Origin of the sequence: Streptomyces sp. NPDC005302, assembly GCF_040607345.1 — a bacterium.
Lineage (GTDB): Bacteria > Actinomycetota > Actinomycetes > Streptomycetales > Streptomycetaceae > Streptomyces.
The window spans coordinates 327,214-352,176 of sequence record NZ_JBEXGN010000003.1 but is presented as its reverse complement, the minus strand read 5'-3'; the positions used below and the strand labels follow the sequence as shown (position 1 = coordinate 352,176).

The window sequence follows — 24,963 nt, the reverse complement described above, 5'->3', positions numbered from 1 at the left end:
GGCTCTCTCCTCATATGTGTGACCAGCTCTTGCCACGGGCGATGAACGAAACCATCGTCTTCGTGACCCCAAATTCAGCGCCCAAGGCCGTGCACTGCTCCCCCAGCGCACGGCGCCTGCGGATCTCTCGGACGTCCGACACCATCAGGCGAGAATTCGCGTTGGCCTCTCCCTTACCGCCACCGCCAAACCGCCTGTTCTCTGACGCCGGAAGCCACCGAAGGTTGCTCGCACAGTTGTCAGTCCGCACCCGGCTCACATGGTCGGCGTCGTACTCGTCGGACGGTCGCGGGCCGTGAAAGGCTTCGGCGATCAACGAGTGAACGCTTCGGGATCTCCGCTCCCCGTCCCGGTATAGGCCAACGTGGAGATACCCCCCACGCTTTGGGTGACTACGCAGCCGCTTCCGTGGCCCGTACACGTCACCATCGCTGCTGACTACGTACCCGGGAAACCCATCGACGGAAGCGAAACTCACGCCTCCCACTCAACCCCCTCTGTGCGTAGAATCGTGCGAACGCCCGCCCCTCCCGAGCGCAATTCGGGAGGAGCGGGCGATGTGCTGCGGTTGGTCAGGCGGCCTTCGCCAGGTCCGCGGTACCCGCGGCCTCGTAGGCGCGCAAGATCTTGATGACCGGCTTGTTGTAGCTGACTTCCTGGCCGGCGCGCGGGCCCTTCTGCGGGGTGTAGGTCACGTTCTCGATGGTGAGTGTCGCTTCCACCTGCTGATCCCCGTACTTGTCCAGCTCCGCGAAGAGCGGACCGAGGACTTCGACGAGCTTCCAACTGCCGGAGTTGAAGCGGAACTTGCCGAGGTCGTACGCGTCCGTCAGCCGGAACGTGACGTCGACGGACGGCTTCGGACCACGGCCCTTGCTCGCCTCGTTCTTCCGCTCCGCGATCAGGGTCGGGCACTTGCACGCCTTGCCCTTGTCCTCCTCCGGGGAGAGGAACGCGAACCCGTCGCAGTGGTGCGTCATGCCGACGCCCGGAACGAACTGCTTGAAGCTCGCATCGAGCGTGTCCGGCTCGATGACGATGCGGACAGTCGGCGCGTCGGTGAGGACCTGGAGGTTGTCTTCCTTGTCCGTCTCCCACTCCTCGGAGACGCCGCCCAGAAGCTCCACGATGCCGGCCGCGACCTCCGGGTCCCCGGTGGTCACGCGCCAGTTGCTCAGTGCCTCCGGGATGCCGTTGACCTGACGACCGGAACGGAATCGGCCGACAATGTCGTCAGAGAAGGAGGATCGCTCCTTAGGAGCGGCGTCGGGGTCGGCGTCCCAGATGCTGCGGAGGTTGTTAGCCATACGTGAGTGCCTCTCGTGAGGTGAGTGTGCGTGTCGTGTGCGGCCTCTCGGCCTTACACATGAGTTATGGGGGAATCGGGACCCGATGTGACGCGCGACTTTCAGCGGATCTTGATGCCCGACCCGACGAGTTGCCACATGGTGCCGCCGTCCTCCTCCGTGCCGACGCACTCCAGCCGCGGAGGAGCGTCAGTCGTTTGACGGACCTCCTCCAACTCCTTCCCTTGCTCGACGAGCGCCGCCATGAGGTCAGCGATTCCTTCGCCAGAGCGCAGGTACGCGCGGCGCAGGACGGCGTACTTCTCCCGCTCCCGGTCCAGGGCCTCAAGGCCGAAGTTAGCCTCGTCCGCGGCACGTCGACGGGCGGAGAGCCATGCGAGCCGGTATCGGCGTGCCGTGGTCATGCTGCCTCCACGTATGCGCCGACGGCCGTGATCCACGCTTCGGACTCCACGAACCCAATTGCCACGTTGCACCCTTGGCACAAGAGACCGCGGACTCTGCCCGTGTTGTGACAGTGGTCCACTACTCTCGCTTCACGGGTGCATGGACCGACTGCACAAGCGCCGTCCTGGTCGAAGTACATGGCGTCGTGCATCGCCTTGTCGACCCCGTACCGACGGACGAGGGCTCTCCACCGCTCTGATGGGGCGCACTCGGCACAGATTCGACGTCTGTTGCCTCCCCGAGTGGTCCACCGAAGTTCTGACCAGCACTGCACACAGGGCCACTCGCGGATCCCCCTTGGTAGCTCACCCATGCGCCAACCCCCACAGCTCCCGATCCGTCGACGTCACACGCCGATCCGCCTGGAGGAGCCACCACAGATCCCCCGGCGTCACGTCGCCCGGGAGCCGGCCGTCGTCGAAAAGGTGAACGCCTGCGCGGAGGTACGCCTCGTCGACCAACTGACTGCAAATCAGGTGGCCGCTATCCGCGACGTAGTCCCGCACCCACGCTGGCCGGATGCGGAAGTGCGCGAGCGCGATGGAGCCGTAGTCCAGGAACGAGTACGGCGTCCCGACGAGGCCACGCGCGGCGCCGACGATGCGCACGCGCTCCGCGGCCGTCAGCGGGATACGTCCCGTCGACCAGATGTAGGGGGCGTTCGCCTCCTCCAGCGGGATCAGTTCCGCCCCGCCGGGCATGGCCTGGACGATCTCCCCGTTGCCGACGTAGACGAAGGCATGTTGCACGGGTGAGCCGTCGCCCACGAGGTGTTGGCCGGCGTTGACGAAGGCACCCGTGACGCCGTGGATCTTCGTCAGAGCGAAGTCTCCGGGGTACGGGATCATCGCTTCCCCCACTTCGGCCCGCGGAGGGTCTCGGGGACCATGGGCGCCACGGTGTGCGGGCACATCAGGGCCACGTACGTGTGGTACGACTGAACGACGCCCATGTCCGGCTCGCGGTCGTACTGAGCCGCCCACAGGGCGTGGACGGCTCCGGCAAGGAACTTGTTCACTGACTCTCCTCGTAGGTCGTCAGGGCGAAGGCGAGTGCTCGCTTCCACCTCTCGCTAGCGCGCTGGACGGCACGCATGTAGGGCTCTTCGATCTCGCGAAGTGCGTCGGCCGACGCGGGGACGTGGTCGAAGATCCGGCGCATGCGCAGGTATGCGATGTGGCGCCGATGCATCCGCGTCCGCTCCCGCTCTTGCTCCAGGAGCCACCGGTCACGGATGTTCAGCTCGTCCGTGTAGCGCGTGCCTTCGCAGCTCTTGCACTGCGCTGCACGACCGTGCCACGGGGTCTCGCGGAAGTCGTTCCGGTCCTTGCGACGCCGGCAACGGCCGTCACACAGGAGCGTGTTCTTCCCCCGCGGGTGGGTGCGCTCAAACTCCGCACGGATCGCGTCGGCGAGTGTGTAGCTCACCGGCTCTCCAGCTCTGCGAGCCACTCGCGGTAGTACGCCAACGCCTCGTCACGCGACCCCATGTAGCTGGGGACCTCCCCGCCTGCCTCCAGGCTGGCAATGCCCTCGCGGTACGACCGGATGCGATCCTGTCGGCTCTCCTCTGCCTTCTCCAGGTCCGTCGGGAGATCGCAGTCAGGCAGCCTTTCGACGATGACAAGCCGGTCCGGACCGACGTGGACGCGATCCCGGGGCTTTCCCCACGTCGTGGCGCCGTACGAGCGACGAACGACCTTCAGCCATACGCGGCCGGCGTCAGTGAACCCGTCGACCACGGCCTCCACGAGGGCGATGGAGCGGCCAACTCCGGCGCCGTAGACGCAGGTGGCTCCGACGTGGATGTCTACGCCGCGGGCATCCTTGGGTGTGTCTGTCATGCCGCTACCTCCAGAGTCGTTGCGTCCAAGTGCTCGACGAGCCGCCCACCTATCCAGTGCGTGAAGGCCGGCGGAATGGCTTCCGTAAGCTCCTCACGCACATCGGTCCAGTGAATGCCCATGGCGTCCTGCATCTCCTGGACGGACGCCTTACCGCCACCGTTGCCGTAGGCAGCGACGTACGGGCCGTCGAACCACTCGCCGTGCCGGTAGCCGCGGACTCGTCCACGGTGTTTTTTGTGGTCGCGCTTGTAGTTGAAGTCCGTCGTCCAGTTGACGAGTTCGAAGTTCCGGTGACGGATTACCCCTAGCCCGAACATCTCGCCACACAGCACGACGTCAGGTCGAGCGGACGGGTTCTCGATGACTCCCGGGAGGCCGGTTGCCTCCATGAGTTCGCGGGTCTCCGGGTAGAAGTCGCTGTACCGGTCGGCAAGGTGCGCGTTCGTGCCGCGCGTGAGGGAGCACCGCTTCTGACACGGGGGTGACGCGTGAATGGCGTCGACGACAATGTCGCCGGCGATGATCCGCTTCAGTGTCTCCACGGCGTCCGCCTGGACGAAGTCGAGCGGGTAGCGCGGACGGTCCACGATGTCGTAGCCGGTGGGCTTCAGGCGTCCGGTCCGCGCGTATCCCCAACCGGCGCCGCCTGCGCAGGAGTAGAGATCTGCGATTCGGTAGAGCGTCACTTTCCGCCCTTCGGATCGTGGTCCCCCAGGAACGCGCGCAGGGAGACGTACTTCGCCCGGGTCTCGATGGTCTGCGCTGCGGCGTCGCAGACTCGGTGACAGGCGTCGACAACCGCGGGCGCCATGTCGTCGAACTCCGTCGGGTCGACCCACACGCCGGCTACGAGACGTGAGCCCCAATTCCTCTGCTCGCGCACCTCCACTTCGACCCCCGCGTAACGGTCCTCCTTCACGCGGTAGAAGTAGCCGGTGGGGAGTTCGGGCGCTCCGAGCCCGACGAGTGCGGCCATGCTCATACGTTGACCTCCAGGTCATACGGGTACAGGCGTGCCTTACGCTTCTCTTCCGCGCGCTCGACGGAGGCCCGGATCAGAGCGTCGAAGTCGTCGCCCAAACGCTCCGCGGCTTCCCACATGCCGTCGACCTGGCTCACGCAGCACAGGCCGGAGTCCGCGACGTGGAGCAAGCCCTCAGACAGTGCGCCGGCTTGCTCCCTCAGTGCCTCGTCGACGAGCCGTTCCGCCTCCGCGCGGTGCGCGTCCATGCGCCCGTTGCGGGTGCGCGCGAAGAGGCTCTCCAGGGTCGTGACGAGGGTGTCTCGCGCTGTCATCGGGCCCACCAGAACCCCGCGGCCCGAGCCTCCGCCATGTTCCGCACCGACAGCCGCTCGAACGCTGCCAAGTCGGCCGCGTCCCAGTGGAGTTCGGCGTCGGGGTAGTGGCGGAGCTTGTCCGCGAACTCGTCCAGCATGTCCTTCATGACGCTGATCTCGTCGTTGCGAAGCTCGTCCCCACGCTCGCTCATGACGTCACCGGGCCAAAGCGTCGGTCCAGCTCTTCGCGGATGATGCGACGGATCATGCTCGTCGTCCGGTGCTCCTCCTCGGGAATGAGCCGGCCGGAATCCCCCTCGCGGACCGACAGCGGGCCCCACTCCGTGCGCAGCTCGCTGAGGGTGCGCCCGCTATGTACGTGGCGGTTGAAGTATTCGCCCGACTCCGGGTCGCGCGTCCAGGTGTCGCCGTCCCTGTCGACGAATTGGGCGCTCATGCCGCATCCGCCATGTCCAGGCGCAGCGCCTCCAGGTCGTCAGCGTTCATGGCGACAGTGGCCATGGTCCGGCCGGCTGCGTCACGGACGTGGAGGTCGTACTCGATGCCGCGGGGCGTGATGGTGACCGACGATCCGTCGGCCGTGTGAATGGTGCGTCCGCCGTTTATCACAGCTCTGTCCCCGCCTTCTCCTCGTCGGCCCTCATGAGTGCTTCGCGCCACGAAAAGCCGAGATCCTGATGACCCTGGACGGTGTCCAGGAACTCCGCGGTGTCGTCGCCAACGGAGATGCGCAGCACCTCCAAAAGACCACTGGCGTTGGTTCCTTCGTGGTCTGCCACGTTGCTCAGGCTGACTCCGAGTCGACTGACGACATGGCCCACCACGCACCCGGGAACCTGCGCTCCCGTTTCGTCGGTGTGCACGTACAGGCATGGCTCGCTTCCGTCCATGTCCGCCGGTCGCTGGTAGACGTGGTCAGGCTGCTCGTCGACAACCTCACGAAGGGTCCGTATAACGTCGTCGCTTGTGATGCTCACTGAACACTCCTCTCGGGTGGTTACACGCCGAAAGCCCCCGGCGCCGAAGCAACCGGGGGCTGAGGTGGTGCGTGTGTGGTTGGCGCTAGTCCGGCTCGGGGCACTGGCCACGCATGCAGCCGTGCCGGTGGCACCAGTTGGGACTACGCATGTCCTCTTCCGTCGCCACTAGCGCCGTCTCCCTACTCTCGAAGGAGCGCGGTACGCCGGCGCCTTGACCTTCGCGCGGGGCTTCACGGTCTTCGGGTGCGACGGGTAGTGGTGGTAGTGGTGCTCGATCTCCACGGACGAGGGCGACGCAGGGGCGTTCGGGTCGTCGCAAGCGGCGACGAGGAGTACGGCGGCCAGGATGAAAAGGGCCACCGGCCAGTAGCGGAGAACCTTCATGCTGCTGCCACCTTCCGCGCCTTGCGCTGCACCTTGCGGATCAGTCGCTCAAGAGCGTCACGGTCGTCTGCCATCACGCCGGAGTAGGACGACTCACGCAGCCACTTCCGCGCCTCGCTCGCGAACTCCGACGCGTCGTCGATGCGAGTGAGCTGCGCGACAGAGTCCGCGTCTTCGAAGGGTGACGGGCAAGAACAGCCAGAGTCGGTGTCCCAGAACAGTGCGCCGTCCTCCTCGCGCTCCCACACCACGAGCATGCAGAACTCATAGGAGTCTGCGGTGTCGATCTCCCCCAGCACCTTCAGCCCGTGCTTCTCCGGGTTGTAGTAGACGTTCATGTCGTAGTCGGCCATTCCCTCTCCCCTTTGGGCATGCATGCAAAGCGGGGCGCCCGGTGTGGACGCCCCGCGTGTGTGCCTTGCGCTAGTTGCGGCGGAAGAGCTTCCGCGAGTAGGCCGTCAGCATGTTGATGCCGATCACGAACAGAATCGCGGTGCCGAACCCGACGGCCGGCACGACGAGAGCCACGCTGTGCACGGCTCCGATGACGAGCATGAGGAGCCATGCCTCCGCAGGGAGGGCGGCCAGACCCACCACACACCCGATGACTACTGCGCTGCTGCTCGGCTGCTGCTTCACCATTCCTGCGCCTCCGCTTCGTCGGCCATCTTGATCAGTCGCAGCCCGAGGAGCCGGGCCTCGTCGGGAGCGATGCTGGTAACGGCGCGCCCGTCGTAGTCCCGGACGGTGAGGCTCACGAGCCCGGTGTGTGCGTAAGGCTCGTCGACGCCTTCGCCGTACTTGCTCATGGCGCCTCCCCTCTCAGTAGCGAGATCTCCTGAGCCTGTCGGACGATGGCGGCCTTCATCTGCTCGACCTCGTCCGGCGCTGTGTACTCGTGGCGCACATACTCCGCGTTGGCCTGCGCGCCTTCGTACCGGCTACGCCAGTGGTCGCGCTCGCGCTCCATGGCGGCTAGCTCGATACGAAGGGGCGCCGTGTTGTCCTGGCGCTGGGAGAGCGTCCGCCACAGCTCCGTTTCCTTGGCCTGGTTCTCCGCCTCCTGCTGCCAGCGGTCCCGGTCGTCGGCAAGAGCCTGTGCGCGGTCGACGGTGCGTCGCATGTTGACGACATCCCAGCGATGTCCCGGACCCTCGTCACTGTCGACGGACAGCGCCTTAGCAACTTCCGCCACGACCTGACGTGCCTCACCCCCGCGGGCGTTCTCGGCATACAGAGCCGCAAACGATGCGTCCTCCAGCCGGCGCGTCAGGTCGATTACCTGGTATGCCGATATGAGGTCCCCGCGCAGTTCGAGGAGCGGCTTACGGGCCTCCTCGAACGTCCCCTTTAGGGCTAGGGCCGTCGATGCATAGCGCCCCGTCATGCCGCCCGCCTCTGCGTGCCGGTGACGAACTCCCCGCCCGACGCAATCGGCTTGCCGATGACGCCCTTCTTTCCGCCCTTCTCCCAGTCGAAAACACCGCGGAGGTGCTGGAACGTCGCGAAGACCTCCTCGTCGCACTGGACGGGATGGAGGGCCCAACCCTCCGGACGGACGTGGAGAGCGCCGCCTCCGACGATCTCAGGGACGGGTACGCTCTCGCCGGACTCCGCCAGGATGATGCGGTCCGCGTAGCGGTAGGCGGAGAGCTGGAGCGCCACGGAGTCGTAGATCGACTTCGAGGTCTTCCAGTCGAGAATCACGACTTCACCGTCCACCTTCGCGATGGCGTCGAACGAGCCGGCGTACTTGTGGGTGTCGCTCCAGACCGTCTCTTCGAGGTAGAGGAACTCCGGCTGCACCTCGTCGAGGAACTCGCGGAACCACCGGACGTGAGGCTTGACGTCCATGTGGACGTGCCGGTCGTGGACCGTCTCCCCGCGGGCGAGCCGCTCGAAGTAGTCGTGAGCGGCCGTACCGAGATCGCTCGCGGCCTTCGACTTCCGCCGGTGCGCGTTCTTGAGGTAGTCGACGGCGCCCTTCGGGTCGCGCTCGATGAGCTGGGAGACGATGTCCCAGTTGGAGACAGCCGCCTCCGCGGCCTCCTTCGCTGCCCAGAACGTCAGGAAGTCCTTCGGGAGCATGCTGCCGACAGACGTCACGCCCGGGACCTTGATGTCACCGTCGTTCGGGTCGATGTAGAAACGCGAGTCTCCGCGCTTGATCGTACTGACTCCGGCCATGCGGCCTCCTGTGTCGTCGCACTCTGCTGACACATGGGTTATGGGGGAATCAGGACGCGATGTGACGCGGGATTTCGAAGTTCCTCGTCGTCCGCCCCGTGGGCCAAACTGTGCACCAGAACGTCAAACTAGCCCCTGTTTTCCTTCTCTCTCTAACGCGATCTATAGAGAGTGAAAAACAGGGGCTAGTTTGACGTTCTGGCTACCTTGGAGGACGAGGACGCGATCGACGTCGGACGTCGATCAGCCCTTTGACCTGGGGGTTTTAGTGTGCCGGCGCAGTGAGGTGATGGTCTTCTGGAGCGACGTCAGGTACTCGTCCAGTTTGGCGCGCTGTCCGGCGGTCATGTGGTCATCGATGACGCCAACGCTCATCTGAGCGAGGATGTTGGTGGCCACCTCAGCCAAACGAAGGTGATCGGCCGTGGCTTTGACTCCCGAGCCGGCTCCTCCGCCCTGCTCGGGAACGACCTCGTCCTTCAGGGCCGTCCCGGTGGTCGCTGGCTTTGGCGTGGAGGCTGTAGCGGACGTGGCAATGCGCGTGGCATTGAGGATGACGGCGTCCACCGCGCGTCGGTCCTGCTGCCGCTCAATGGGTGAGGAGTCGAGCAGTTCAAGGCTCTTCAGCTCACGGGGAGTCAGTTGCCGTCTGAGCAGGTTCCCGACGTGGTATCGGACAGCCGTCTTGAGGCGTACTAGCTGGTCACCGTCACGCACGTTGGCTTGACGGTAGACCTCCCCCGCCACTTGCCTGTAGTCGTACGAGCGTCCAAGCCAGTCACCATGGTTGCGGCGAATGGCGAGTAGCACCATGGCGATGTTCATTGCGAGGATCGTGGGACGGTGTTCGATCTGCGCGTACTCACGTACGTAGGCGGCACCGCGCGCAATGAGTTGCTCTGTTGTCTCGTCCTGAATGTCTTCGAGCTGGAGGGCTGGCAATCCGTCGGTGACGGGCGCCACGTCGTGCGCATCCCTGCGGGCGACATCCTTAGGGCTCATCATGACCTCTCGAAGACACATGGCTGACGGGCTGAGAGTACCGTGAGGCACTGACTATTGCTAGACCTTACCCCACGGTAGCTCCGCTGATCATTCCTCTGTGAACTCCGCCTTACAGATTCCGCAGGTGATAGGCCCGAGAGCCGCGACGGTCTTTCCTACGCGCACCTTGCGCGGCGGGTCGCACTGGCATTGGAGGGTTAGCCGTCCTGGCCTCCCCCCTGTCGTCACGACGGGGACGACGAGGTGTGGGAGTACCTGGGGGATGGCTTCGGTCAGCGACGCGACGTCGGACGCGTATCGTTCCCTCGCGGCGTCGCTCATCACTGGCTCTGAGTAGCCACGTCCCTTGATCCGTGCTGCACCGTCAGGCCAATGGAGGCCCACCTCCTCCGCGGCTGATAGGAAGCTCCCGTTGTGGTACACGCCGCGCATGGTGGTGTCGCTGACGTTGCGCGTCCAGTTGAGAATGTGCGCGGCCTCGTGGAGTACGAACTCGACGACGGTTTCCGGTCCCTCTTGCAGGAGTGCGGCGCTGACGACTAGGCCCGTGACAGCCCCGTCGTCCTCTCGCACCCATCTGTGGGAGCCATGGTCCTGACGTAGCGGTGTTGGGGACACCGCCGGCCGCATGGGTGGTAGATCTGGGACGCCCTCGCGTAGTCGAATCCACAGGACGTCGAGCGCCTGTAGTAGAGGGCCGGGTGAGGTCGGCATGGGCGGAGTATATGAGCTATGTCGTCCGGCACAACTCGGATGGTCAGATCCGATAGTCGTTTCACGCTTCATGGAAACGCAAAAAGCCCCGTCCTCCCAGGTGGGAAGACGGGGCTTCGGTCTAGACCAGTGGTAAAGATTTCGTCACAGGGATCGGGAGTGAGGCTGACGTCAGGACGTAGGAGGGGAGGGGCTCCGCTGTGGCGCGGCTTCAGTAGGGTCGCCCGCATACACCCCTCCCCACTAGTAACTGTAAGGCGTGACACGATCATGGTTTGCGACGACGTCGAGCCGCGATCGCGTCGAGGGTGGCGAAGCACGCGTCCAGGTCTACGCCCTGTTCCGCGAGGGAGTCGCGGAGGAACTGCCAGGGCTCGCGGCTGTGCTTTCCGTTTACTCCGCGGTTGCAGGGGGCGCAGGAGGGGACGAGGTTCCAGAGGGCGTGCGGGCCAGCGGGCGTTGTCTCCTCGTCGTCAGGGAACTTCGGGTAGAAGTGTTCTACGTCGTAGCCGTCGGGTAGGGAGCCACCGCAGTAGACACAGGCGTAGAGGTCATGCTCCTCCCAATCATGACGGAGGTCGCTGGCGGTGAAGGGCTCGGTGGGGACGAGGGCGTTACGCGCCTCCGTGGCCTGACTGTAAGCACGGACCTTATCGGGGTTGGCTATCCGCCATTGGCGGTCCGTCTCGGCCTTCCGATCCCGGTTTGCCGCGCGCCACTGACGCCGATTGGCGGCCCTGCGGCTGGGGTTCGCGGCGTTCCATATGGTTACTCCAGCACGGTTGCACGCAGCGCAGACAGACGCCCGTCCATCGTTCTCACGCCTGGCCACGCTGAACGCCGCATGCCCCTTCACGACGAAGCACTTCCCGCATGCCTTCGCCGGAATGCGCTTCTCCCGGAAGCGCTTGTTGACGCGCCGTCTGACCTTGCTGTCACTCAGATCCATGTCTCCTCCTACGCCAAAAGCCCCCTGCATCCGAAGACACAGGGGGCTGCGGCACTGCTAGGCGGGCGTCACCTTCGACCGGGTGTACTCCGCCATGGCTGCGGGGAGCGCGACGGCGCCGACACCCGCGAGCGCCTGCGCAAGCTGTTCGTTCGCCAGGGCCGGCACGAGGACGCCTCCGGCGATGATGAGCGACGTCAGGTAGGCACGAAACCGGACGGGCTCTGTCGTCGCGAAGACCTGGAGCGCGACGTACGCGCGGAGGACGGCATGGTTGATGAATCCTGTGAGCTTGCGGAACATGAGTGCCTTTCGTTAGATACGGGCCAGGTGGCGGGCGGACTCCAGGGCGTAGATCTCGCCCCAGATGCTTTCGAGCCGCCCGTGCAGTTGCGGGATGTCGCCGTTGTTGACCACGGTGAAGTGCGCGTCCGCCCACCCCAACGCCCCCTCCGACTCGTGGTCGAGCTTCGGGACTCCAGGACGGTGGATGTGGATCAGGTGGAAGCCGGCGCGCTTCAGGCTCTCCGCTTCGTTGCGGTACCTGACGTCGGTGATGACGACGGGGACGCCAGCGTCGTTCGCCTCCTGCGTCTTCGCCAGGGCGGCACGGAGCCAGATCTCGGAGTCGACGGCGCGCATGGCGGCTCCGAGGTGCTGGAGGGTGCGGCGAACCTCCGGGTACATGTCCTTGATGCGCTCCCAGCCGAGACTTCTGACGAGGCTTGCCAACCGCCAGTACTGGCCGTCATGTACTGGGATCAGCGAGTCCAGCGCGAGCGCCGCCTCCTTCAGCGGGTCGGCGAGTGCCACGCGCCGGTAGCCGTGGCCGTCGACGAAGAACTTCCCCGCCGTGTCCTTGCCGTGCTGAGCCCGCCCGATGATGCCGATGTTCCCCATAGCCCCTCCTCCATCTGGTGTCAGAGGGGTAATGGGGGAATCCGGCCACGATGTGACGCGGAGACGTCGAGAACTTCAGAGAGGCAGAACCGGGGCCAGTGCCCGCACCATCCACCGCGCGAGGATCGCGTGCCCCGCGTCCGTCGGGTGGATGCCGTCGACGCCAATCGCCGTCGCCACGTTGGCGGCCGTGATGTAGGGGGACTGAGTGCTGACGACCGTCCCCGTCCCGTTGTAGGTGTTGCCCGTGACGAGGGAGATGTACGGCAGACCCGCGGCCGTCGCAGCCGCCTGGAGCGTGTTGTCCGTGTTCGTGATCGACGTCGCCGGCGAAGCCGTGGGAGCGTGCGGTCCCGCAACGATGATCTGCGTGTTCGGGAGCGCCGTCTTCGCTGCGGCGTAAAGGCTTGCCGCAGCCGTCGAAATGCTCGACTGGTTCCCGCCGTTGTCGTTGTACCCGCCCTTGATGATCAGCACGTCGGGCGAGTAGGCCGTCACGTCCGCCGCGAGTCGGTCACCGAAGATCGCGTAGGCGCCGGGGGTGATGTAGCCCGTCCCTCCGCGCGCCTGATCCCACACGTCCGTGATGCCCATCATCCGCGCAGCGGAGTAGAGCCACGTTCCGATGCCCTGGCCGGCGTTCTGGCCGCTTCCGTCCGTGATGCTGTCCCCGAGGACCATGAAACGTCCACGCGTCGACACAGGGCGCCAGAGCTGGAAGGTTGGGCCGATGTAGATCCCGCCGAACGGAACCGTGAAGAGGTCGACCCTCACACGGCGCAGGGCCGCCGACCCGAACGCCACCTTCAGCATGTGGCCGGAGCCGATCGTCGTCCCGCCCACGCTCACAGGCGTGGCGGTGAGTGCCTTGCCGTCGATGGTGAGCTTGTACATGGAGGACGTCCCGATGTACTTGAAGCGCAGCTCGAAGGCGTCCGCGTCCGTCACGAACTCGAAGGACCATGCGCTCTGGCCGCTCGCGTAGGTGTGCGGATATTTCGACGTCGGGAGGGCGTAGCTTGTGTCAGGCGCCGACCCTCCGATCTGGAAGTCCGTCGCGCCCACGAACAGGAAGTCGCCGCGGACGTCACTGCCGGCCAGCGTGACCAGCGGGGGCGTGTACTTGACGGCGCTGGAGATGCTCGACGTCGTGGACTGCGCCGTCGTGATCGTTGGAGCCGAGCCGGAGTACAGGGCGTCGGCAAGCGCAGGGTCCGCGATGCCGCCACGGCGTATGGCGCGCCGCTTGAATGCCGTGACGGCCGCCTCGTTCGCCGTGACTTTCGTGTCTGTCGCCGTCTTCCACGTCTCCAGGGCCGTCGTCCTCGTCCCCAGATCGTTGACCGTGGTCGAGAGGCCACCAGCGCCCAGGGAGACGCCAGTGCCGGGCCATGTGCCGTTGTTCCGCGGTCCGTAGAGGGCCACGGCGTCCAGGTCGAGCCAGAAGTCGCCGTTGTTGCCGGTGCCGTTCGACGGTGCGCCGTGGCCGCTCAGGATGGACTTACCGTCGGCTCCCGCAGCTCCAGCCGCTCCCGCGGGGCCTGCGACGGGGATGTAGTTCAACTGTCCGGGGTTCGCCGGTGAGACGTCGGCAATCTGGACGACGGAGACGGACGAGGGGAGATCGAGGGCGTAGGTTCGGCCCGGGAACTCGTCGAACTTCTCAGTGACCGTGTAGACCCAACCCGTCGGCTGCATCGACGGGTTGTCGGTCGCGACGAGCACGACCGTGAACATGCCCAACGTGTCGAGCGTCAGGGTTACGGAGCCAGTGGCCACCGTGTCAGCGCCGGCCAGCGTCAGGAGCGCCGGGGTGCTGAAAGTGATCTTCCCCTTAAGGGGTGTGCCGTCAGGACGGACGTACTGACCCGTCACGGTCACGGTTGCGATGCCCGCGGGCATGGTCATGGTGTGTCACCTCGTGGGCTCTGACGGCCAATGAGAAGGTGCTCCGCGTCGTGGCCGGCCTGCCACTCACGTACGCGAGCGACGTCTTCGCGGACGACGTCGATGTCTTCGCGGACGTCGTTGATGCGCGTGTTCAGGAGGGCTCCGAGAGCCTCCAGGTGTTCCCGGGTTGCTGTCCCTTGCTCCTCCACGGCCCCCGCCGTGTGCCGCTGAAGCGCACGAAGAGCGGGAATGGCCATGACCACGGCCGCGAGGATCGCTCCTGCGGCCGTGATCAGAGCAACTAGGACTTCCGGCGTCACGCCTTCGCCGTAAAGGCGTGGCGGGAGGCGAGGATCTTCAGGGACTCCAGGCCGACGGCGCCCTTCGCCTCGTCGCCCTTGTAGCCGTGGGCCCGGCGGAACGCCTCGTAAGCGGCGTCAGTCGTCGTCCCCCAGGAGCCGTCGCTCGCGTACTTCGCGTCGAGGTGGCCCTCCGCCTTCAGCGCAGCTTCGACGACCTTGACCTCCGCGGCGTAGGTCGTGTGACCGGTGGCCGCTGGAATGTCCTTCGCTCGCGCGGCGTTCAGGTGCGCGACGGAGACGGATGGCTTCGTCGCCGGCTTCGTGGTCGTCGAAGCCTTCAGCTTGAGGACCTGGCCGACCTTGATCGTGTACGGGCTCTTGAGGCTGTTGAGAGACGCGAGCGTCTCCCACTTCACGCCGGTCTTCGTCCCGATGCTGGAGAGCGTGTCGCCCGCCTTGACGGTGTACGTCGACGCGGAGGGGGTGGACGTCGAGCCGCCACCCGCCGGAGTAACAGGAGCCGCCTTGAAGAGCGCGGCCGTCGAGATCGCGCCTGGGTCCCAGTGGTCGTTCCCGGGGACGTTGCAGTGCCCGTAGTGGCCACCCTTCGTCGCCCACGTGGTCCTGTTGCGCTTCGTCGTGGACGACGTCGCGGCCGGCGTACCCATGGGGAAGGTGTCCGGGACGCCCCACGAGCGGATTGCGCGCATGAGGGCCTTGAAGTTGGGGCCCGGCTTCCAATAGCCCGTAAAGGGGTTCGATGCCTTCGCCAGGACTTCGATCTGTATGCAGACCTTGCCCGTCCGGTTGGTCCTCGTGATCCCGTCGTTCTTCAGCGCCCGTGCGGACTGGTTCAGCGGGCCGTACTGCCCGAGCCGGTCAGTCGTCGGGTCGTAGAGGATGTGCGGCTCGGAGGCGACGGTGCGCAGGTAGTCACCGACGTTCTTGAAGTTGGCGTCCCCGTGGCCGCTCTCTGTGGTGTGCCAGACGACGCGACCCGGGGCAGACGGCGAATCCATCGCGCCGCCAACCGAGCCGTCCCCCAGTCGCTCCGCTTCCTTGATCCAAATCTCACCCATAGGTGATCCCCTCCAGGGCATGAAAAAGCGCCCCGCTGCTGCGAGGCGTGAATGTCTTGCGGTGTGCGTCAGAGGCTGTAGCTCAGGCCGTCGATTCCGGTCCAGTGCAACCCGTTGCTCGTCGACGTGGCACCGGGCGGCGTTTGCACGATGATCAGGCCAGTGTCGTAGTTGAGCTGTGTCCGGCCGTAGTAGATGCCGGCGCCGATCTCGACGGGCGTCACCCAGTACTGATCCGTTTCCGGGCGGATCGCGGATGGAAGCGTTGCGATGCTCCAGTCAGTTCCCGTTGCGAACTGACCGTTGTTCGTCCTCCGGAATCTCCCGCGGAGATGAACGATTCCGTTGATGACGCGATATCCGGGAGAGCCCGACTGCGCCGCAACGCCCGTGTTGGTCGTGATCGGTTGCCAGTTGCCCGGCGTCAACGCCTGCCATGTTCCGTCGCCCATTCGACCGTCGTAGCGGTCTTCCGCGATTAGGTACGTGACCATTCCGGGAACAGGCTTCGTTGTCCCGGTCAACGCTGCGGCACGTGCGTTGGCGTCCGCGAAACGCATGATGGTCTTCGGAACGATGCCCGCTGCGAGCGTTGACAGTGCAACTTCGATGTCCGGAGAGTCGCCCAGTACGGGCGTCTGCACGCCCTGGGAATAGCTGTCATTCTTCGGCATTAGCGCCTCCTCCTACGTCGGGGAATTGAATTGCTACGCAAGCGCGCCGTCAACAACCCAATTGCCGTCCGCGTTACGTGAGACTTTGATGACGTCGCCCACCGCTGGGGCGGAATAGCTCTTGAGCCGGCGGACCGCCAGGACGGGACCGCGAGCCGTCGAAATGTCGACCGTCCCGCCGGAGTTGACAGCCGTCACGGAGGCCAGGAACCACGCTGAGGCGCGCTGTTCCACGGCCCGCTGAGCGGCCATCTGCACGGCGTCTGCCAGGGCTTTCGTCAGCCTCATGGGGTCTCGTCCTTCCCGCCCCGCAGGCTGATGGAGAAGGAGCCTTCTGCGATCAGGGGGACCGAGACTGCTTGCACTAGAAAGCGCTGCTTGCGTCCGACGTGGGTGACGCGCACGATGTCATTCCCTTCGAGTGCGGGGTTCGGGAGCGAGGCAATGGAGGCTTGGATATTCGGGGCCACGGCGTCGTACAGCGCGTAATTCGCAGCCGCCTGACATGCGCCCGTAGTCGTCCACAGTGACGAGGAGATCGACTTAGTCACCTTGCCGAATGGGCCACCGAATAGCGTGGGGCTTGAAGGGTCGTCGTCCACGGCAACGGCGCTCACGGGGATATTGCCCAGTGCGGTGTTTTCCCCGGACGCCACAACGGCGTTGTAAACGGCCGTTCGTGACATCGTTCGGGCGGAGGAGATGAGCGTTCCTCCCTCTCCCTCCGCGATGTCCCACGCAACGGAGCCGTTTACGACGTCAGGCAGATCGGTAATGACGAATCGGTTTTGAGCGTCGACGTAGATCTCCGCTTGCATTGATGTTGCGATCTGCGTAACGGCGTCCCAACGGTCCGCGCCTCCGTCCCAAACGGCAACCGCGCACAGTGGGTTGCGTTCGTCAGCCGTGAGGTTGACGATTACCGAGTCGGGGAGCGTTTGCCGAATGAGGAACGTGATTGCCTCAATGCAACCGCCATAGCCGCGCGTTGACGTCGGCCCCTGAAACTTGTCGTCGATCAGAGCCGATTCCATCGACGTCCCCGTCAGGGTGATGGGGCCCGCGTGAACGTCGCCGGTCGGTTCGTTGATGCGGAACGTCCCGAGCGGGACCGACTCCACGGCGCCGTTGGAAAACCGGATGCCGCGGGAGACGACTAGCTGCTGCCCGTAAACCGCTAGCGGGTCGAGCGCGTTCCATGGGAGGTACTTCGGGTCGGCAATCGTCAGGGAGAGGGAGCGTCGTGTCTTGCTCCCCCGGTCCACCGTGACGGCGCCGTCAGTGACCGGGAGGTTTGCCAGTCTGAGCGTGCCGGAGTAGAAGGCGTCGACCCTGGCCACCATCGTGTGTGAGGTAGCCAGGGCCGCGCGGAAGCCGGCGGAGATTGGGTAAATCGTCGGCCTCCTGTCAGCCGGTGTAGACGTCGAGCCATGTTGTCGCGTTCGCGAGCACTTCGGACCACGAGGAGCCGGCGTCCTTGACGGTCTGCCAGGTCCGGTCAGCGCTTCCGGTGACGCCCCCGATGGGACGGTCAACCTCGGTGAGTGGGAGCGCCCACACCTGATCGCGGAAGGCTGCGTACTCGACGACAGGCGCCTCCGAGACGTCGCCAACGGAGACGTACATGTCCCGCTGGCCCCATCCGGGAGGCCACTGGAGGAGAAGGGGTGCGCCGGATTCGAGCACCCACCACAGGGCCGCTACCTCGTCGTCGGTCTGCGTGACGAGGTTCAGAGTCCCGGTGAGTCCTCCCCGGACGTCGTTGATGACAACGGGGAGCACACGCCCATGAACCTGGCTCACGCCCTGACGAGCGGGGCGGGTCCAGGTCGGCATGGGCGTTGCGACCGTGGCGCGCAGGGACTTCGAGGGGTTGCCCGGGTCCTTAAGCCACACGTCCGTGGTCTCTGCGTCGAGCGTGAGCACGTCGGATGTGTAGGTGAGGAGTCCGACACCCGATGGATTTTGGATCGATACGCGCCACTGCACGGGGACGCCTAGCGGCGCCTCGTAGTCGGTGACTACGGCGATGTCACCAGAGATCGTCTGCGACGTCAGGTCACCGGAGTAGCCACGTACGGGCTGCGGAGCCTGACCGGAGATGGAGCGGGTCAGTGACCACTTCCACGTTGGCCCGCTCGTCGTCAGGCCACGCAGCGTGATAGCTGCGCCTCCTCCTCCCGCGGGTACTGCGCGAGCGGTGAGCCCGCCCAACTTCCACTCCGCGCGGTCGAAGTAGTACGCCTCGCCGGCGAGTGCGTCAGGAACGGTGACGGAGAGGCGGGCGGACACGGCTGCGTCCGGCGCCAGGTCCGACGTCGTACACGCAATCCATCCTCCGGCGGCTCCAGCCCACGACGTGAGTCGGGTCCGGATGACGTCGCCCGCGGAGTTCAGCCACTCCATGCGCGTGAGGAAGTTGCGACTCGTGGGTTTCAGCACGCACGCGGTGTACTGATATCCCAGTCCGCCCGTCGCGTCTACGGGGACAGCCGTCGCTACGGTGAAGTCTCCGCCAGTGGCGACAACCTTCATCGAGTAGGCGCCCCCGAGGACTTGCTCCGTCGTCTGCGTCTTCGTCGCTGCGGAGGTCACCGTCCAACCAGTGGTGTCGACTTCGACGTCACTGACGTTGTACGGCAGGAGGTTGCCCGAGATCATCAGTGCGCTTGTCGGCGCCATGACCGCGCGGTCCACCACCCACGCCTGTCCTGCGGCCGTAGCCGTCGGAGAGATTGCGATGCGTGCGACGGATGCGCCGGCCGGAGCCGTGCCGACGACGACAACTCGCGTCCACTGTCCGGCTGCGGGCGTCCAGGTGGCGGAAGAGGTGCTGATCTCCGTCCCGCCGGCGTCACGCCAGTAGATCTGTGCTTTGAGGGTCAGGCCACCCACGCTCGGAGTGACGTACGCATATGCGGCGTACTCCACTCCCGGCGTGACCGTCGGAGCCTGCGATAGCGCAGTGCGCGCCATGACGTCGCCCGCGGCCGTGGCCGTGACGAGGAGCGATTGGTACCACGTGAACGCTGCGGACGAGACGGCAAGGGAACAGTTCGTCGCTGCGAACCATCCGGAGGTGTCGACCTCCATCGTCTCCGTGTTGAAGGGGAGGAGGTTGCCGACTGACTGCGTCGTCGGTCCCAGGAAGATCCGGTCCGTAAACCAGTTCTGGTTACTCGCCGTTCCCGTCGTGCGGATCACGACGTTCGCAGTCACGGCCGTCGACGGCGCGGTGCCGACAACGGCGACTTGATGCCACGTCCCGGAAGGGGCGGTGATGAGTGGCCCCTGAGACGTGCTAATCAGGGAGCCGCCCAGCGTGTACCAACGGACCTCAATGCGGGATTGTGCGCCTACAGCCGGCGGAAAGATGCTCGCGCATGACCAGTACTCCGTACCTGGCACCACGTTGACGCGGGTGGTTAGCCCGATCTGTGTGTCTCCCGCTACCGTGCTCTTGAAGAGCAGGTTCTTTGAGCCGCTCGTCCCGCCGGTCCCCTGCGCAAGCCCCGATGCGTTGACCAGGGCCGACCACGCGGAGGCATCTGTCTCGATGCTCTCCGCGTTGGCCGACAGTAGGTTGCCGGTGATGGCCACTACTCAGTGACCTCCCCCGGCGCCGGGTACTGAGGTCCGTCGAAGATCGACCCGCCGTCCGTCGGGAATGGGACGGACGGCGTCGGCTGCTCTTCGGGCTCCAGTACCTCTGGCGTGTAGGGCGTTGCCGGCTCGATGACCTCACCGTCGCCAGTGGGCTCTTCGGGCTCGTCGGGCATGTCAGACCCACCTTCCAGTGTTGATGTCTGCGGCCGTGGCCGCCTCACGTGCGTCGACCTCCACGCGGACGATGTCCGTGATCTCTCGGTCTCCGACGTAGACCCGCACGTCGGCGTGGACCGTCGGCGAGCCGCCTCCGCCCTTTGCGGCGCGGATGTCGTCCCACTGAGTGCCTGTGAAAACAGGCTCAGGGGAGCCGGTGCCGTTGGCGACGAGGGAGAGGCCCTCGGGGAGGTAGCCGCCTTCGTCGTACCAATGAGGCGAGCGAGAGAGCCACTTCGAATACGCAGCCGCAGGGTTGCCGTAGTCGGGGCGGTGCTTGATGTAGTCCATGCCCCAACGGATCTGCGTCTTGTAGTTCGTCCGCCAGTCGGAGCCGGCGGAGGCCATCTTCGAGCCCGGGAGGGCCTGTGGGATGCCGTAGGCGTCCGATGTCGGGTTGTCCGCATTCCAGCGCCAACCACTTTCGCCGTTCCAGAGGTTCTTCAGCGGTCCGAACTGACCCTGTCCCCACCCGTAGTTGGAGAGGATGCTCTTCGCGTAGCTCTGTGCGGCGCCTACGGCGTTCGCTGCGAAGCCCCCGCCACCCGTCAGGTACTTCATTGGGTCGACGGTTCGTCCACCGTTCCGTGCCTCCAGGTGGAGGTGTGGGCCAGTGACGTTGCCCGTCGCGCCTACCTTGCCGATCTGCTGTCCCTGCTTCACGACCTGGCCGACGGACGTCAGGATGCGGGACATGTGCGCGTACAGGGAGGACAGACCTCCACCGTGGCTGACCGTCACGTGGTTGCCGTACGGTCCGCCGCTTGTGGCGCCGGTGACTCGTCCGTCGTCGACCGCGTTGACCCTCGTCCCCGTGGCTGCGGGGAAGTCGAGTCCGGTGTGATGCCCGGAGGACCACATGGGGCCGGAGACGCCGAAGCGGGTTCCGAACGGGACGTTGACGGGCTTGATCCACTGTCCGCCTGTGCCTTCGCCGGCGAACAGCATCGACGTAGCGGCGTTGACGATCTTGTCCTTCAAGCCCCCGACCATCTTCGTCGGGTACTTCGCGAGTGCCTTGCCGTAAGCGCCGCGCGGACCTATTCCGTCCTTGACCTTGCCGAGGATGGGCCGCATGAGCTTCGACCACACGTCGCCCGGGTTCGTCAGGAGGTTCGCCCCTGTCTTCGCCCAGTCGATGCCGGTACCTACGACATCGCTGACCTTGTCCTTCGTCCAGTCCCACGCTCCGCCGAGAACGCCGCCGGATTCGAGGAGCTGACTCCCCGCGTCACGGTGCAGTGCAAGCGCGCGATCCCGGTACTTCGGGTCGGTCGGAATGACGTATTCGGGATACCGCGGGTCACCTTCGCCCACGATTGCCGTCGGGCGGTTGGTCTTCATCGGACGGGCTACGCCCCATCCTTCGCCAACCGTTCCGCCTGCCTCCAGGAGTTTAGGGCCCTTCGGTAGCGGCCCTAGTCCGACGTAGCTAGCGACCTTATCCCAGACAGCCTTAATTCCCTTTTCGTAAACCCACTCGATTATGAAGTTCACGGGCTTTTTGGCGATGTCGGAGACCTGGCTCCACTGCTTTCCGATGGCCTTCCGGGCCAATTCGAAAGCGAGACCCACGAGGGCTACAGCGTCCTTGATCTTATTGAACGCGGGCTTCAGGGCCTTCTCGTACAGCCAATTTCCGACAATCGCGATGGCTTCAATCTGAGGCTTTACGCCCTTGATGTACAGCCATTCGAACTTACCTCCGAGCCACTTCAGGAGATCCCAGATAGCGGAGAACACAGGCTTCAGCCCGTTCTTCCAAAGCCAGGTAGCGACCGTTCCGATTCCCTGGAAGTACGGCTTCGCTATGTGCGTGTAGAGCCACGCAATTTTGTCTCCGAGCCACTTCAGGAGGTCCCAGATCCCTTGGAACGCCGGCTGTAGCGCGTTCTTCCAGAGCCATACGGAGATAGCGCCTATGTCTTCGAAGGCTGGTTTGAAAATGTCCTTCCAAAGCCAGGTGACCCACTTGCCCATCAGGTTAAACCCAATGATCAGGGGCGCGATCACTGCCGTCAGGATGATGGCCGCGACGATGCGGAGGACGAGGGAAATCCCGTCCCAGGCTGGCTTTATGGCGTTCTTCCACAGCCAGATCGATACGGCGCCAATTCCCTTTACGGCAATGACGATCGCGTCGAACGTGGGCTTTAGGACTTGTTCCCAGAGAAGCAGCGTGGCGAATTTAATTCCGGTCCAAGCTGCGTCCACGGCAACGCGGAACCATGTGAAGTGCTTGTAGGCGTAGATGACGCCGACGACAAGCAAAGCAACCCCGAGAACGATTGCTTCGATCAGCGGGACAATTCCCGTCGCCTGAAGTGCCACAGCCCAACCGGACGTCACGAGTGTCGCGCCCGCGATGGCAATCTCGTAGAGATGCATGGCTATCGCGAACGCAGCCATCCCAATTCGGATTGCTTTGTTTACCGCGTAGAGTCCCCAAAGGATCTGGATAACTCCGGGGGCATGCTCGGAAAGCCACGACAGGCCGTCTAGGACGGGGCCGAAGACGTCGAACATCAGGCTACTCAGTGGCGCGATGGCCTGCGCTACGTCGAGCGCCGCCTTCATCAGGTCCCCGAGGAATTCCGCGAGGCCCGGTGAGGTGTCCTTGACGTACTGGAGGAAGTGCTCGAACTCCGGGGAGCCCTTCAGGTTCTTCCCCCAGTCGGCAAAGCGCCCGGTGATGCGCTCCATCGTCGCTGCGATGCCGTCCATGTGCGGAAGGAAAGCGTCGATGATTCCCGCGATGCCCTTGAAGACGTTCCCGAAGGAGACGCCGAGCCCGACGATTGCCGGCTCCGCACTCTCCGTGATGTCCTTTTTGAAGTCCTTCCAGAACGGCGTTTTGAGCTGCGCACCCGCGCGGTCCATCAGTTGTCCGATGGCGTCCGCGGAGGTCTTGACGAGTGGCGCCAGACCCGGGAGCGAGTTCTTCGCACTGTTCACCCCGCGCGTGAAGAGCGGGAGGACGTCCGGCTGAAGTTCCTTGCTCCACGCCTTGAACGCCGACGTCAGCCCCTTCGGGCCGGCGATGGAGTCATAGAGGCTGCGCTGTTCCGGCGTAAGCTTCGCGAGTGCCTTGCGGTACTCGTCCGCCTTCGTCACGGCCTTGACCGTGGTGTCGATGCCCGACAGGCGAGCCGACGCTACGCCTCGTTCAGCGGAGGCCACAGACTCCGCGGCCTGAACCTGAGCGTCTGCGGACGAAGCCACGGCGTCGGAGAGACCACGCTGCGCGTCAACGACGGCCTGTGCGGCGTCGACCTGCGCGCGAGCGGCTTCCCGCTGAGCGTCGGCCACGGCCTTCGTCTGGTCGAGGACGTTGCGCTGAGCGTCGGCGAGCTGCTCCGCGGCGCGCTTAACCTCCGCGTTGCCGTTGACTCCGGCCTTCTTTGCCTCCGCCGCGGACTTGACTAGCTCGTCGTTGTCCTTCTTTTGCTGCTTGGCCGCTTCGACCGATTGGTCATAGGCAAGCTGAGCGCGCTCTAGCTGGAGGTCAGTTGCGGCGCCGACGTCGTACTGAGCCTGGACGGAGGCGAGATCCTGCGCCGCCTCCTTCACGCGAAGTGTGGCGTCGCGCTGGTTTAGTTGACCCTGTTCAAGCTGGTCGTTTAGGTCGGCAAGTTGCTGTGCGGCGTCCTTGCGCGCCTGCGTGAGGTTCTGCTCAGCCTCCCGTGCCGAGCGCTGAGCGTCTGCGAGGGACCGCTCCGCGCGAGCGACGGATTCAGCTGACTCGCGTCGCTGGTCTGCGGCACGCTGAGTCGCCTGTGCGACGGAGCGTTCCGCGTCAGATATCTGCCGGTTGGCCTGCGCGATAGCGCGTGCGGCGTTGCGGTGCGCGGAGGTGAGAGCTTGCTGTGCGCCGGCCATCTGGAGAGCCTGTTGCGAGGCTTTCACGTTGGCGGCTGCGGCATTGCTCGTCGCGGAGGCCGCTTCCTTCTCCGCGGCGGACTTCGCTGTGATGGCTTCCGTGACGCCCTTGATAGCGGGAATCGCGGCCAGTGCCACGACACCTACGCCGGCTCCTGCGGCTGTTGCTGCGGATACGACGGCTCCAAGTCCCGCGGCCAGGACGGGCCCCAGAGGGATAGCCACGAGAGCAGCCATCTGGATACCGAGCCCCATGAGCGCGGACGAGGCTCCGGAGGTGTCGGCCAGAGCCTTGATCCGGAATACCTTGATGCTGTCCGCTTCGGCCCGCAGTGCTGCAAGCTCCGCAGCCGCTCGCGCGGCGTCGACGCGGACGTCGATGTCGTGGTGCTGAATCGACAGGACTTCCAGCCGCGTTTGGATGGCTTCGACTTCGGCGAGCGCCGTAGCGGCGTCGATGTCGATTCCCACGCGGACGTCAGACAGCGCCGCGAGTCGCTCGCGAAGTGCCTGGACTTCAGCACGCGCCGGCGTTGTGTCTGCGTCGACGTTGATGTCTGGGAGAGATGCCTGCGCCTCCGCCACGACGGCACGGAGCTTCGCGCCGAAGGAGCCGTCCACCTCCAGGGCGATTGTCTTCCGCCCACCGATGGAGGCAATCTCCGCGCGGATCTGTGCAAGTGCCGCACGGGCCGTCGCCGTGTCGGCGCGGACGGCCACGTTCGGGTGCTGCGCCCCCAGTTCGCGGAGCTGCGCCTCCAGGCGGGTAATCTCCGCCTCAGCCGTCGCGACGTCGATGTCCACGCCAACGCGCTTGTTGGAGAGCTGTTCGAGCTTCGCCCGGATGCGAGCTAGTTCGGCGTCGACGCCCGTGTCGCTCAACTTGACGTCGAGCTTCGGCATGGCCTTGAAGGCGGCTTCGAGCTTGCGCCGGATGGAGTTAGCGAAGGCTCCGCCGGCGTTGTCGCCCTGGCGCCGTGCGGCCGTGACGCCGGCCTTACCGCCCTGGTTGATGGCCTGCGGGATGGAGATGACGATGTTCTTCGATATCGCCTCCCCCATCTTCTTTCCCGCCTCTTCGCCGACCTTGTCAGCGATGGGGAGAACGAGGGCCTTCAGCTTCGTGTGGAAATTGGGGACGATGGGGACAACGTCGACCGCTGCCCCACCGACAATGTCAAGATCGCCAGCCATCACGCCTCCTGCGTCTGATTTCTCAGCCGCGGGTCAAGCGCGCGGCGCTGCTCGTCTGTCAGCCCTCGCTTCTGCGCGGACTTCGGGGGAATCCCGGGGCGTGG

35 protein-coding genes are annotated in these 24,963 nt (G+C 65.2%); all 35 read right to left on the bottom strand.

Annotated features, from left to right (window positions below; all coding sequences use genetic code 11):
* Positions 1-10: 10 nt before the first annotated feature.
* Positions 11-421, bottom strand: a complete 411-nt coding sequence (locus tag ABZT74_RS06190; protein WP_356433649.1) for an HNH endonuclease signature motif containing protein — start codon at positions 419-421, stop codon at positions 11-13.
* A 151-nt stretch (positions 422-572) separates the two neighbouring features.
* A complete protein-coding gene (locus ABZT74_RS06185) occupies positions 573-1,307 on the bottom strand; it encodes a hypothetical protein (RefSeq protein WP_356433565.1) in 735 nt (244 codons plus the stop codon).
* 101 nt (positions 1,308-1,408) lie between these two features.
* Entirely contained in the window at positions 1,409-1,711 is a 303-nt protein-coding gene (locus tag ABZT74_RS06180; RefSeq protein WP_356433564.1) for a hypothetical protein, read from the bottom strand.
* Positions 1,708-2,067: an endonuclease domain-containing protein gene (locus ABZT74_RS06175; protein ID WP_356433563.1), complete on the bottom strand. Its 360-nt coding sequence runs from the start codon at positions 2,065-2,067 to the stop codon at positions 1,708-1,710. Before ABZT74_RS06175 ends, ABZT74_RS06180 begins: the two co-directional genes overlap by 4 nt.
* A complete protein-coding gene (locus ABZT74_RS06170) occupies positions 2,060-2,602 on the bottom strand; it encodes a hypothetical protein (protein ID WP_356433562.1) in 543 nt (180 codons plus the stop codon). The genes ABZT74_RS06175 and ABZT74_RS06170 overlap by 8 nt, the downstream gene beginning before the upstream one ends.
* Positions 2,599-2,772 carry a hypothetical protein gene (locus ABZT74_RS06165; protein ID WP_356433561.1) on the bottom strand — a complete coding sequence of 58 codons (174 nt, stop codon included), beginning with the start codon at positions 2,770-2,772 and terminating at the stop codon, positions 2,599-2,601. The genes ABZT74_RS06170 and ABZT74_RS06165 overlap by 4 nt, the downstream gene beginning before the upstream one ends.
* A complete protein-coding gene (locus ABZT74_RS06160; RefSeq protein ID WP_356433560.1) occupies positions 2,769-3,182 on the bottom strand; it encodes a hypothetical protein in 414 nt (137 codons plus the stop codon). Before ABZT74_RS06160 ends, ABZT74_RS06165 begins: the two co-directional genes overlap by 4 nt.
* Complete coding sequence (locus ABZT74_RS06155; RefSeq protein WP_356433559.1) at positions 3,179-3,598, bottom strand: hypothetical protein; 420 nt, start codon at positions 3,596-3,598, stop codon at positions 3,179-3,181. The genes ABZT74_RS06160 and ABZT74_RS06155 overlap by 4 nt, the downstream gene beginning before the upstream one ends.
* Positions 3,595-4,287, bottom strand: a complete 693-nt coding sequence (locus ABZT74_RS06150) for a DNA methylase (RefSeq protein WP_356433558.1) — start codon at positions 4,285-4,287, stop codon at positions 3,595-3,597. The genes ABZT74_RS06155 and ABZT74_RS06150 overlap by 4 nt, the downstream gene beginning before the upstream one ends.
* Positions 4,284-4,577, bottom strand: coding sequence for a hypothetical protein (locus ABZT74_RS06145; RefSeq protein WP_356433557.1), 294 nt, complete (start codon positions 4,575-4,577; stop codon positions 4,284-4,286). Before ABZT74_RS06145 ends, ABZT74_RS06150 begins: the two co-directional genes overlap by 4 nt.
* Positions 4,578-4,579: 2 nt before the next feature.
* Positions 4,580-4,897: a hypothetical protein gene (locus tag ABZT74_RS06140; RefSeq protein WP_356433556.1), complete on the bottom strand. Its 318-nt coding sequence runs from the start codon at positions 4,895-4,897 to the stop codon at positions 4,580-4,582.
* Entirely contained in the window at positions 4,894-5,091 is a 198-nt protein-coding gene (locus ABZT74_RS06135; protein WP_356433555.1) for a hypothetical protein, read from the bottom strand. The genes ABZT74_RS06140 and ABZT74_RS06135 overlap by 4 nt, the downstream gene beginning before the upstream one ends.
* Positions 5,088-5,336 carry a hypothetical protein gene (locus ABZT74_RS06130; protein WP_356433554.1) on the bottom strand — a complete coding sequence of 83 codons (249 nt, stop codon included), beginning with the start codon at positions 5,334-5,336 and terminating at the stop codon, positions 5,088-5,090. The genes ABZT74_RS06135 and ABZT74_RS06130 overlap by 4 nt, the downstream gene beginning before the upstream one ends.
* A complete protein-coding gene (locus ABZT74_RS06125; RefSeq protein WP_356433553.1) occupies positions 5,333-5,509 on the bottom strand; it encodes a hypothetical protein in 177 nt (58 codons plus the stop codon). Before ABZT74_RS06125 ends, ABZT74_RS06130 begins: the two co-directional genes overlap by 4 nt.
* Positions 5,506-5,877 carry a hypothetical protein gene (locus tag ABZT74_RS06120; RefSeq protein WP_356433552.1) on the bottom strand — a complete coding sequence of 124 codons (372 nt, stop codon included), beginning with the start codon at positions 5,875-5,877 and terminating at the stop codon, positions 5,506-5,508. The genes ABZT74_RS06125 and ABZT74_RS06120 overlap by 4 nt, the downstream gene beginning before the upstream one ends.
* Before the next feature lie 168 nt (positions 5,878-6,045).
* A complete protein-coding gene (locus ABZT74_RS06115) occupies positions 6,046-6,264 on the bottom strand; it encodes a hypothetical protein (protein WP_356433551.1) in 219 nt (72 codons plus the stop codon).
* On the bottom strand, positions 6,261-6,617 hold the full coding sequence (locus ABZT74_RS06110) for a hypothetical protein (RefSeq protein WP_356433550.1): 357 nt from the start codon (positions 6,615-6,617) through the stop codon (positions 6,261-6,263). The genes ABZT74_RS06115 and ABZT74_RS06110 overlap by 4 nt, the downstream gene beginning before the upstream one ends.
* A 70-nt stretch (positions 6,618-6,687) precedes the next feature.
* On the bottom strand, positions 6,688-6,906 hold the full coding sequence (locus tag ABZT74_RS06105; protein ID WP_356433549.1) for a hypothetical protein: 219 nt from the start codon (positions 6,904-6,906) through the stop codon (positions 6,688-6,690).
* Positions 6,900-7,073 (bottom strand): hypothetical protein, encoded by a 174-nt coding sequence (locus tag ABZT74_RS06100; RefSeq protein WP_356433548.1) that lies wholly within the window; start codon positions 7,071-7,073, stop codon positions 6,900-6,902. The genes ABZT74_RS06105 and ABZT74_RS06100 overlap by 7 nt, the downstream gene beginning before the upstream one ends.
* Positions 7,070-7,651 (bottom strand): hypothetical protein, encoded by a 582-nt coding sequence (locus tag ABZT74_RS06095; RefSeq protein ID WP_356433547.1) that lies wholly within the window; start codon positions 7,649-7,651, stop codon positions 7,070-7,072. Before ABZT74_RS06095 ends, ABZT74_RS06100 begins: the two co-directional genes overlap by 4 nt.
* A complete protein-coding gene (locus ABZT74_RS06090) occupies positions 7,648-8,451 on the bottom strand; it encodes a hypothetical protein (protein WP_356433546.1) in 804 nt (267 codons plus the stop codon). The genes ABZT74_RS06095 and ABZT74_RS06090 overlap by 4 nt, the downstream gene beginning before the upstream one ends.
* Before the next feature lie 243 nt (positions 8,452-8,694).
* Positions 8,695-9,414, bottom strand: a complete 720-nt coding sequence (locus ABZT74_RS06085) for a hypothetical protein (RefSeq protein ID WP_356433545.1) — start codon at positions 9,412-9,414, stop codon at positions 8,695-8,697.
* A gap of 129 nt (positions 9,415-9,543) precedes the next feature.
* Entirely contained in the window at positions 9,544-10,029 is a 486-nt protein-coding gene (locus ABZT74_RS06080; RefSeq protein WP_356433544.1) for a hypothetical protein, read from the bottom strand.
* Between the two features lie 409 nt (positions 10,030-10,438).
* Positions 10,439-11,119, bottom strand: a complete 681-nt coding sequence (locus ABZT74_RS06075; RefSeq protein WP_356433543.1) for a hypothetical protein — start codon at positions 11,117-11,119, stop codon at positions 10,439-10,441.
* 57 nt (positions 11,120-11,176) lie between these two features.
* Entirely contained in the window at positions 11,177-11,422 is a 246-nt protein-coding gene (locus ABZT74_RS06070) for a hypothetical protein (RefSeq protein WP_356433542.1), read from the bottom strand.
* A 12-nt stretch (positions 11,423-11,434) separates the two neighbouring features.
* The gene (locus ABZT74_RS06065; protein ID WP_356433541.1) at positions 11,435-12,019 is read right to left on the bottom strand and encodes a hypothetical protein; all 585 of its coding nucleotides are present in this window, start codon (positions 12,017-12,019) and stop codon (positions 11,435-11,437) included.
* 75 nt (positions 12,020-12,094) lie between these two features.
* On the bottom strand, positions 12,095-13,927 hold the full coding sequence (locus ABZT74_RS06060) for an SGNH/GDSL hydrolase family protein (RefSeq protein WP_356433540.1): 1,833 nt from the start codon (positions 13,925-13,927) through the stop codon (positions 12,095-12,097).
* On the bottom strand, positions 13,924-14,229 hold the full coding sequence (locus ABZT74_RS06055) for a hypothetical protein (RefSeq protein WP_356433539.1): 306 nt from the start codon (positions 14,227-14,229) through the stop codon (positions 13,924-13,926). The genes ABZT74_RS06060 and ABZT74_RS06055 overlap by 4 nt, the downstream gene beginning before the upstream one ends.
* The gene (locus ABZT74_RS06050) at positions 14,226-15,290 is read right to left on the bottom strand and encodes a LysM peptidoglycan-binding domain-containing protein (protein WP_356433538.1); all 1,065 of its coding nucleotides are present in this window, start codon (positions 15,288-15,290) and stop codon (positions 14,226-14,228) included. Before ABZT74_RS06050 ends, ABZT74_RS06055 begins: the two co-directional genes overlap by 4 nt.
* A gap of 68 nt (positions 15,291-15,358) precedes the next feature.
* A complete protein-coding gene (locus ABZT74_RS06045; protein WP_356433537.1) occupies positions 15,359-15,964 on the bottom strand; it encodes a hypothetical protein in 606 nt (201 codons plus the stop codon).
* A gap of 33 nt (positions 15,965-15,997) precedes the next feature.
* Complete coding sequence (locus ABZT74_RS06040; protein ID WP_356433536.1) at positions 15,998-16,252, bottom strand: hypothetical protein; 255 nt, start codon at positions 16,250-16,252, stop codon at positions 15,998-16,000.
* Positions 16,249-17,307, bottom strand: a complete 1,059-nt coding sequence (locus ABZT74_RS06035; RefSeq protein WP_356433535.1) for a DUF5047 domain-containing protein — start codon at positions 17,305-17,307, stop codon at positions 16,249-16,251. The genes ABZT74_RS06040 and ABZT74_RS06035 overlap by 4 nt, the downstream gene beginning before the upstream one ends.
* A gap of 64 nt (positions 17,308-17,371) precedes the next feature.
* Entirely contained in the window at positions 17,372-19,564 is a 2,193-nt protein-coding gene (locus ABZT74_RS06030; protein WP_356433534.1) for a hypothetical protein, read from the bottom strand.
* Positions 19,564-19,743, bottom strand: coding sequence for a hypothetical protein (locus ABZT74_RS06025; protein WP_356433533.1), 180 nt, complete (start codon positions 19,741-19,743; stop codon positions 19,564-19,566). Before ABZT74_RS06025 ends, ABZT74_RS06030 begins: the two co-directional genes overlap by 1 nt.
* 1 nt (position 19,744) lies before the next feature.
* Positions 19,745-24,859: a peptidoglycan DD-metalloendopeptidase family protein gene (locus tag ABZT74_RS06020; protein WP_356433532.1), complete on the bottom strand. Its 5,115-nt coding sequence runs from the start codon at positions 24,857-24,859 to the stop codon at positions 19,745-19,747.
* Positions 24,860-24,963: the final 104 nt, after the last annotated feature.

What these genes read in the sequence shown, in the direction of transcription:
- ABZT74_RS06185 (WP_356433565.1), bottom strand. Translation starts at nt 1,307, where the DNA reads ATGGCTAACAACCTCCGCAGCATCTGGGACGCCGACCCCGACGCCGCT.
- ABZT74_RS06180 (WP_356433564.1), bottom strand. Translation starts at nt 1,711, where the DNA reads ATGACCACGGCACGCCGATACCGGCTCGCATGGCTCTCCGCCCGTCGA.
- ABZT74_RS06175 (WP_356433563.1), bottom strand. Translation starts at nt 2,067, where the DNA reads ATGGGTGAGCTACCAAGGGGGATCCGCGAGTGGCCCTGTGTGCAGTGC.
- ABZT74_RS06170 (WP_356433562.1), bottom strand. Translation starts at nt 2,602, where the DNA reads ATGATCCCGTACCCCGGAGACTTCGCTCTGACGAAGATCCACGGCGTC.
- ABZT74_RS06155 (WP_356433559.1), bottom strand. Translation starts at nt 3,598, where the DNA reads ATGACAGACACACCCAAGGATGCCCGCGGCGTAGACATCCACGTCGGA.
- ABZT74_RS06145 (WP_356433557.1), bottom strand. Translation starts at nt 4,577, where the DNA reads ATGGCCGCACTCGTCGGGCTCGGAGCGCCCGAACTCCCCACCGGCTAC.
- ABZT74_RS06140 (WP_356433556.1), bottom strand. Translation starts at nt 4,897, where the DNA reads ATGACAGCGCGAGACACCCTCGTCACGACCCTGGAGAGCCTCTTCGCG.
- ABZT74_RS06135 (WP_356433555.1), bottom strand. Translation starts at nt 5,091, where the DNA reads ATGAGCGAGCGTGGGGACGAGCTTCGCAACGACGAGATCAGCGTCATG.
- ABZT74_RS06130 (WP_356433554.1), bottom strand. Translation starts at nt 5,336, where the DNA reads ATGAGCGCCCAATTCGTCGACAGGGACGGCGACACCTGGACGCGCGAC.
- ABZT74_RS06115 (WP_356433551.1), bottom strand. Translation starts at nt 6,264, where the DNA reads ATGAAGGTTCTCCGCTACTGGCCGGTGGCCCTTTTCATCCTGGCCGCC.
- ABZT74_RS06110 (WP_356433550.1), bottom strand. Translation starts at nt 6,617, where the DNA reads ATGGCCGACTACGACATGAACGTCTACTACAACCCGGAGAAGCACGGG.
- ABZT74_RS06105 (WP_356433549.1), bottom strand. Translation starts at nt 6,906, where the DNA reads ATGGTGAAGCAGCAGCCGAGCAGCAGCGCAGTAGTCATCGGGTGTGTG.
- ABZT74_RS06100 (WP_356433548.1), bottom strand. Translation starts at nt 7,073, where the DNA reads ATGAGCAAGTACGGCGAAGGCGTCGACGAGCCTTACGCACACACCGGG.
- ABZT74_RS06095 (WP_356433547.1), bottom strand. Translation starts at nt 7,651, where the DNA reads ATGACGGGGCGCTATGCATCGACGGCCCTAGCCCTAAAGGGGACGTTC.
- ABZT74_RS06090 (WP_356433546.1), bottom strand. Translation starts at nt 8,451, where the DNA reads ATGGCCGGAGTCAGTACGATCAAGCGCGGAGACTCGCGTTTCTACATC.
- ABZT74_RS06075 (WP_356433543.1), bottom strand. Translation starts at nt 11,119, where the DNA reads ATGGATCTGAGTGACAGCAAGGTCAGACGGCGCGTCAACAAGCGCTTC.
- ABZT74_RS06070 (WP_356433542.1), bottom strand. Translation starts at nt 11,422, where the DNA reads ATGTTCCGCAAGCTCACAGGATTCATCAACCATGCCGTCCTCCGCGCG.
- ABZT74_RS06065 (WP_356433541.1), bottom strand. Translation starts at nt 12,019, where the DNA reads ATGGGGAACATCGGCATCATCGGGCGGGCTCAGCACGGCAAGGACACG.
- ABZT74_RS06060 (WP_356433540.1), bottom strand. Translation starts at nt 13,927, where the DNA reads ATGACCATGCCCGCGGGCATCGCAACCGTGACCGTGACGGGTCAGTAC.
- ABZT74_RS06050 (WP_356433538.1), bottom strand. Translation starts at nt 15,290, where the DNA reads ATGGGTGAGATTTGGATCAAGGAAGCGGAGCGACTGGGGGACGGCTCG.
- ABZT74_RS06045 (WP_356433537.1), bottom strand. Translation starts at nt 15,964, where the DNA reads ATGCCGAAGAATGACAGCTATTCCCAGGGCGTGCAGACGCCCGTACTG.
- ABZT74_RS06040 (WP_356433536.1), bottom strand. Translation starts at nt 16,252, where the DNA reads ATGAGGCTGACGAAAGCCCTGGCAGACGCCGTGCAGATGGCCGCTCAG.
- ABZT74_RS06035 (WP_356433535.1), bottom strand. Translation starts at nt 17,307, where the DNA reads ATGGTGGCCAGGGTCGACGCCTTCTACTCCGGCACGCTCAGACTGGCA.
- ABZT74_RS06025 (WP_356433533.1), bottom strand. Translation starts at nt 19,743, where the DNA reads ATGCCCGACGAGCCCGAAGAGCCCACTGGCGACGGTGAGGTCATCGAG.
- ABZT74_RS06020 (WP_356433532.1), bottom strand. Translation starts at nt 24,859, where the DNA reads ATGGCTGGCGATCTTGACATTGTCGGTGGGGCAGCGGTCGACGTTGTC.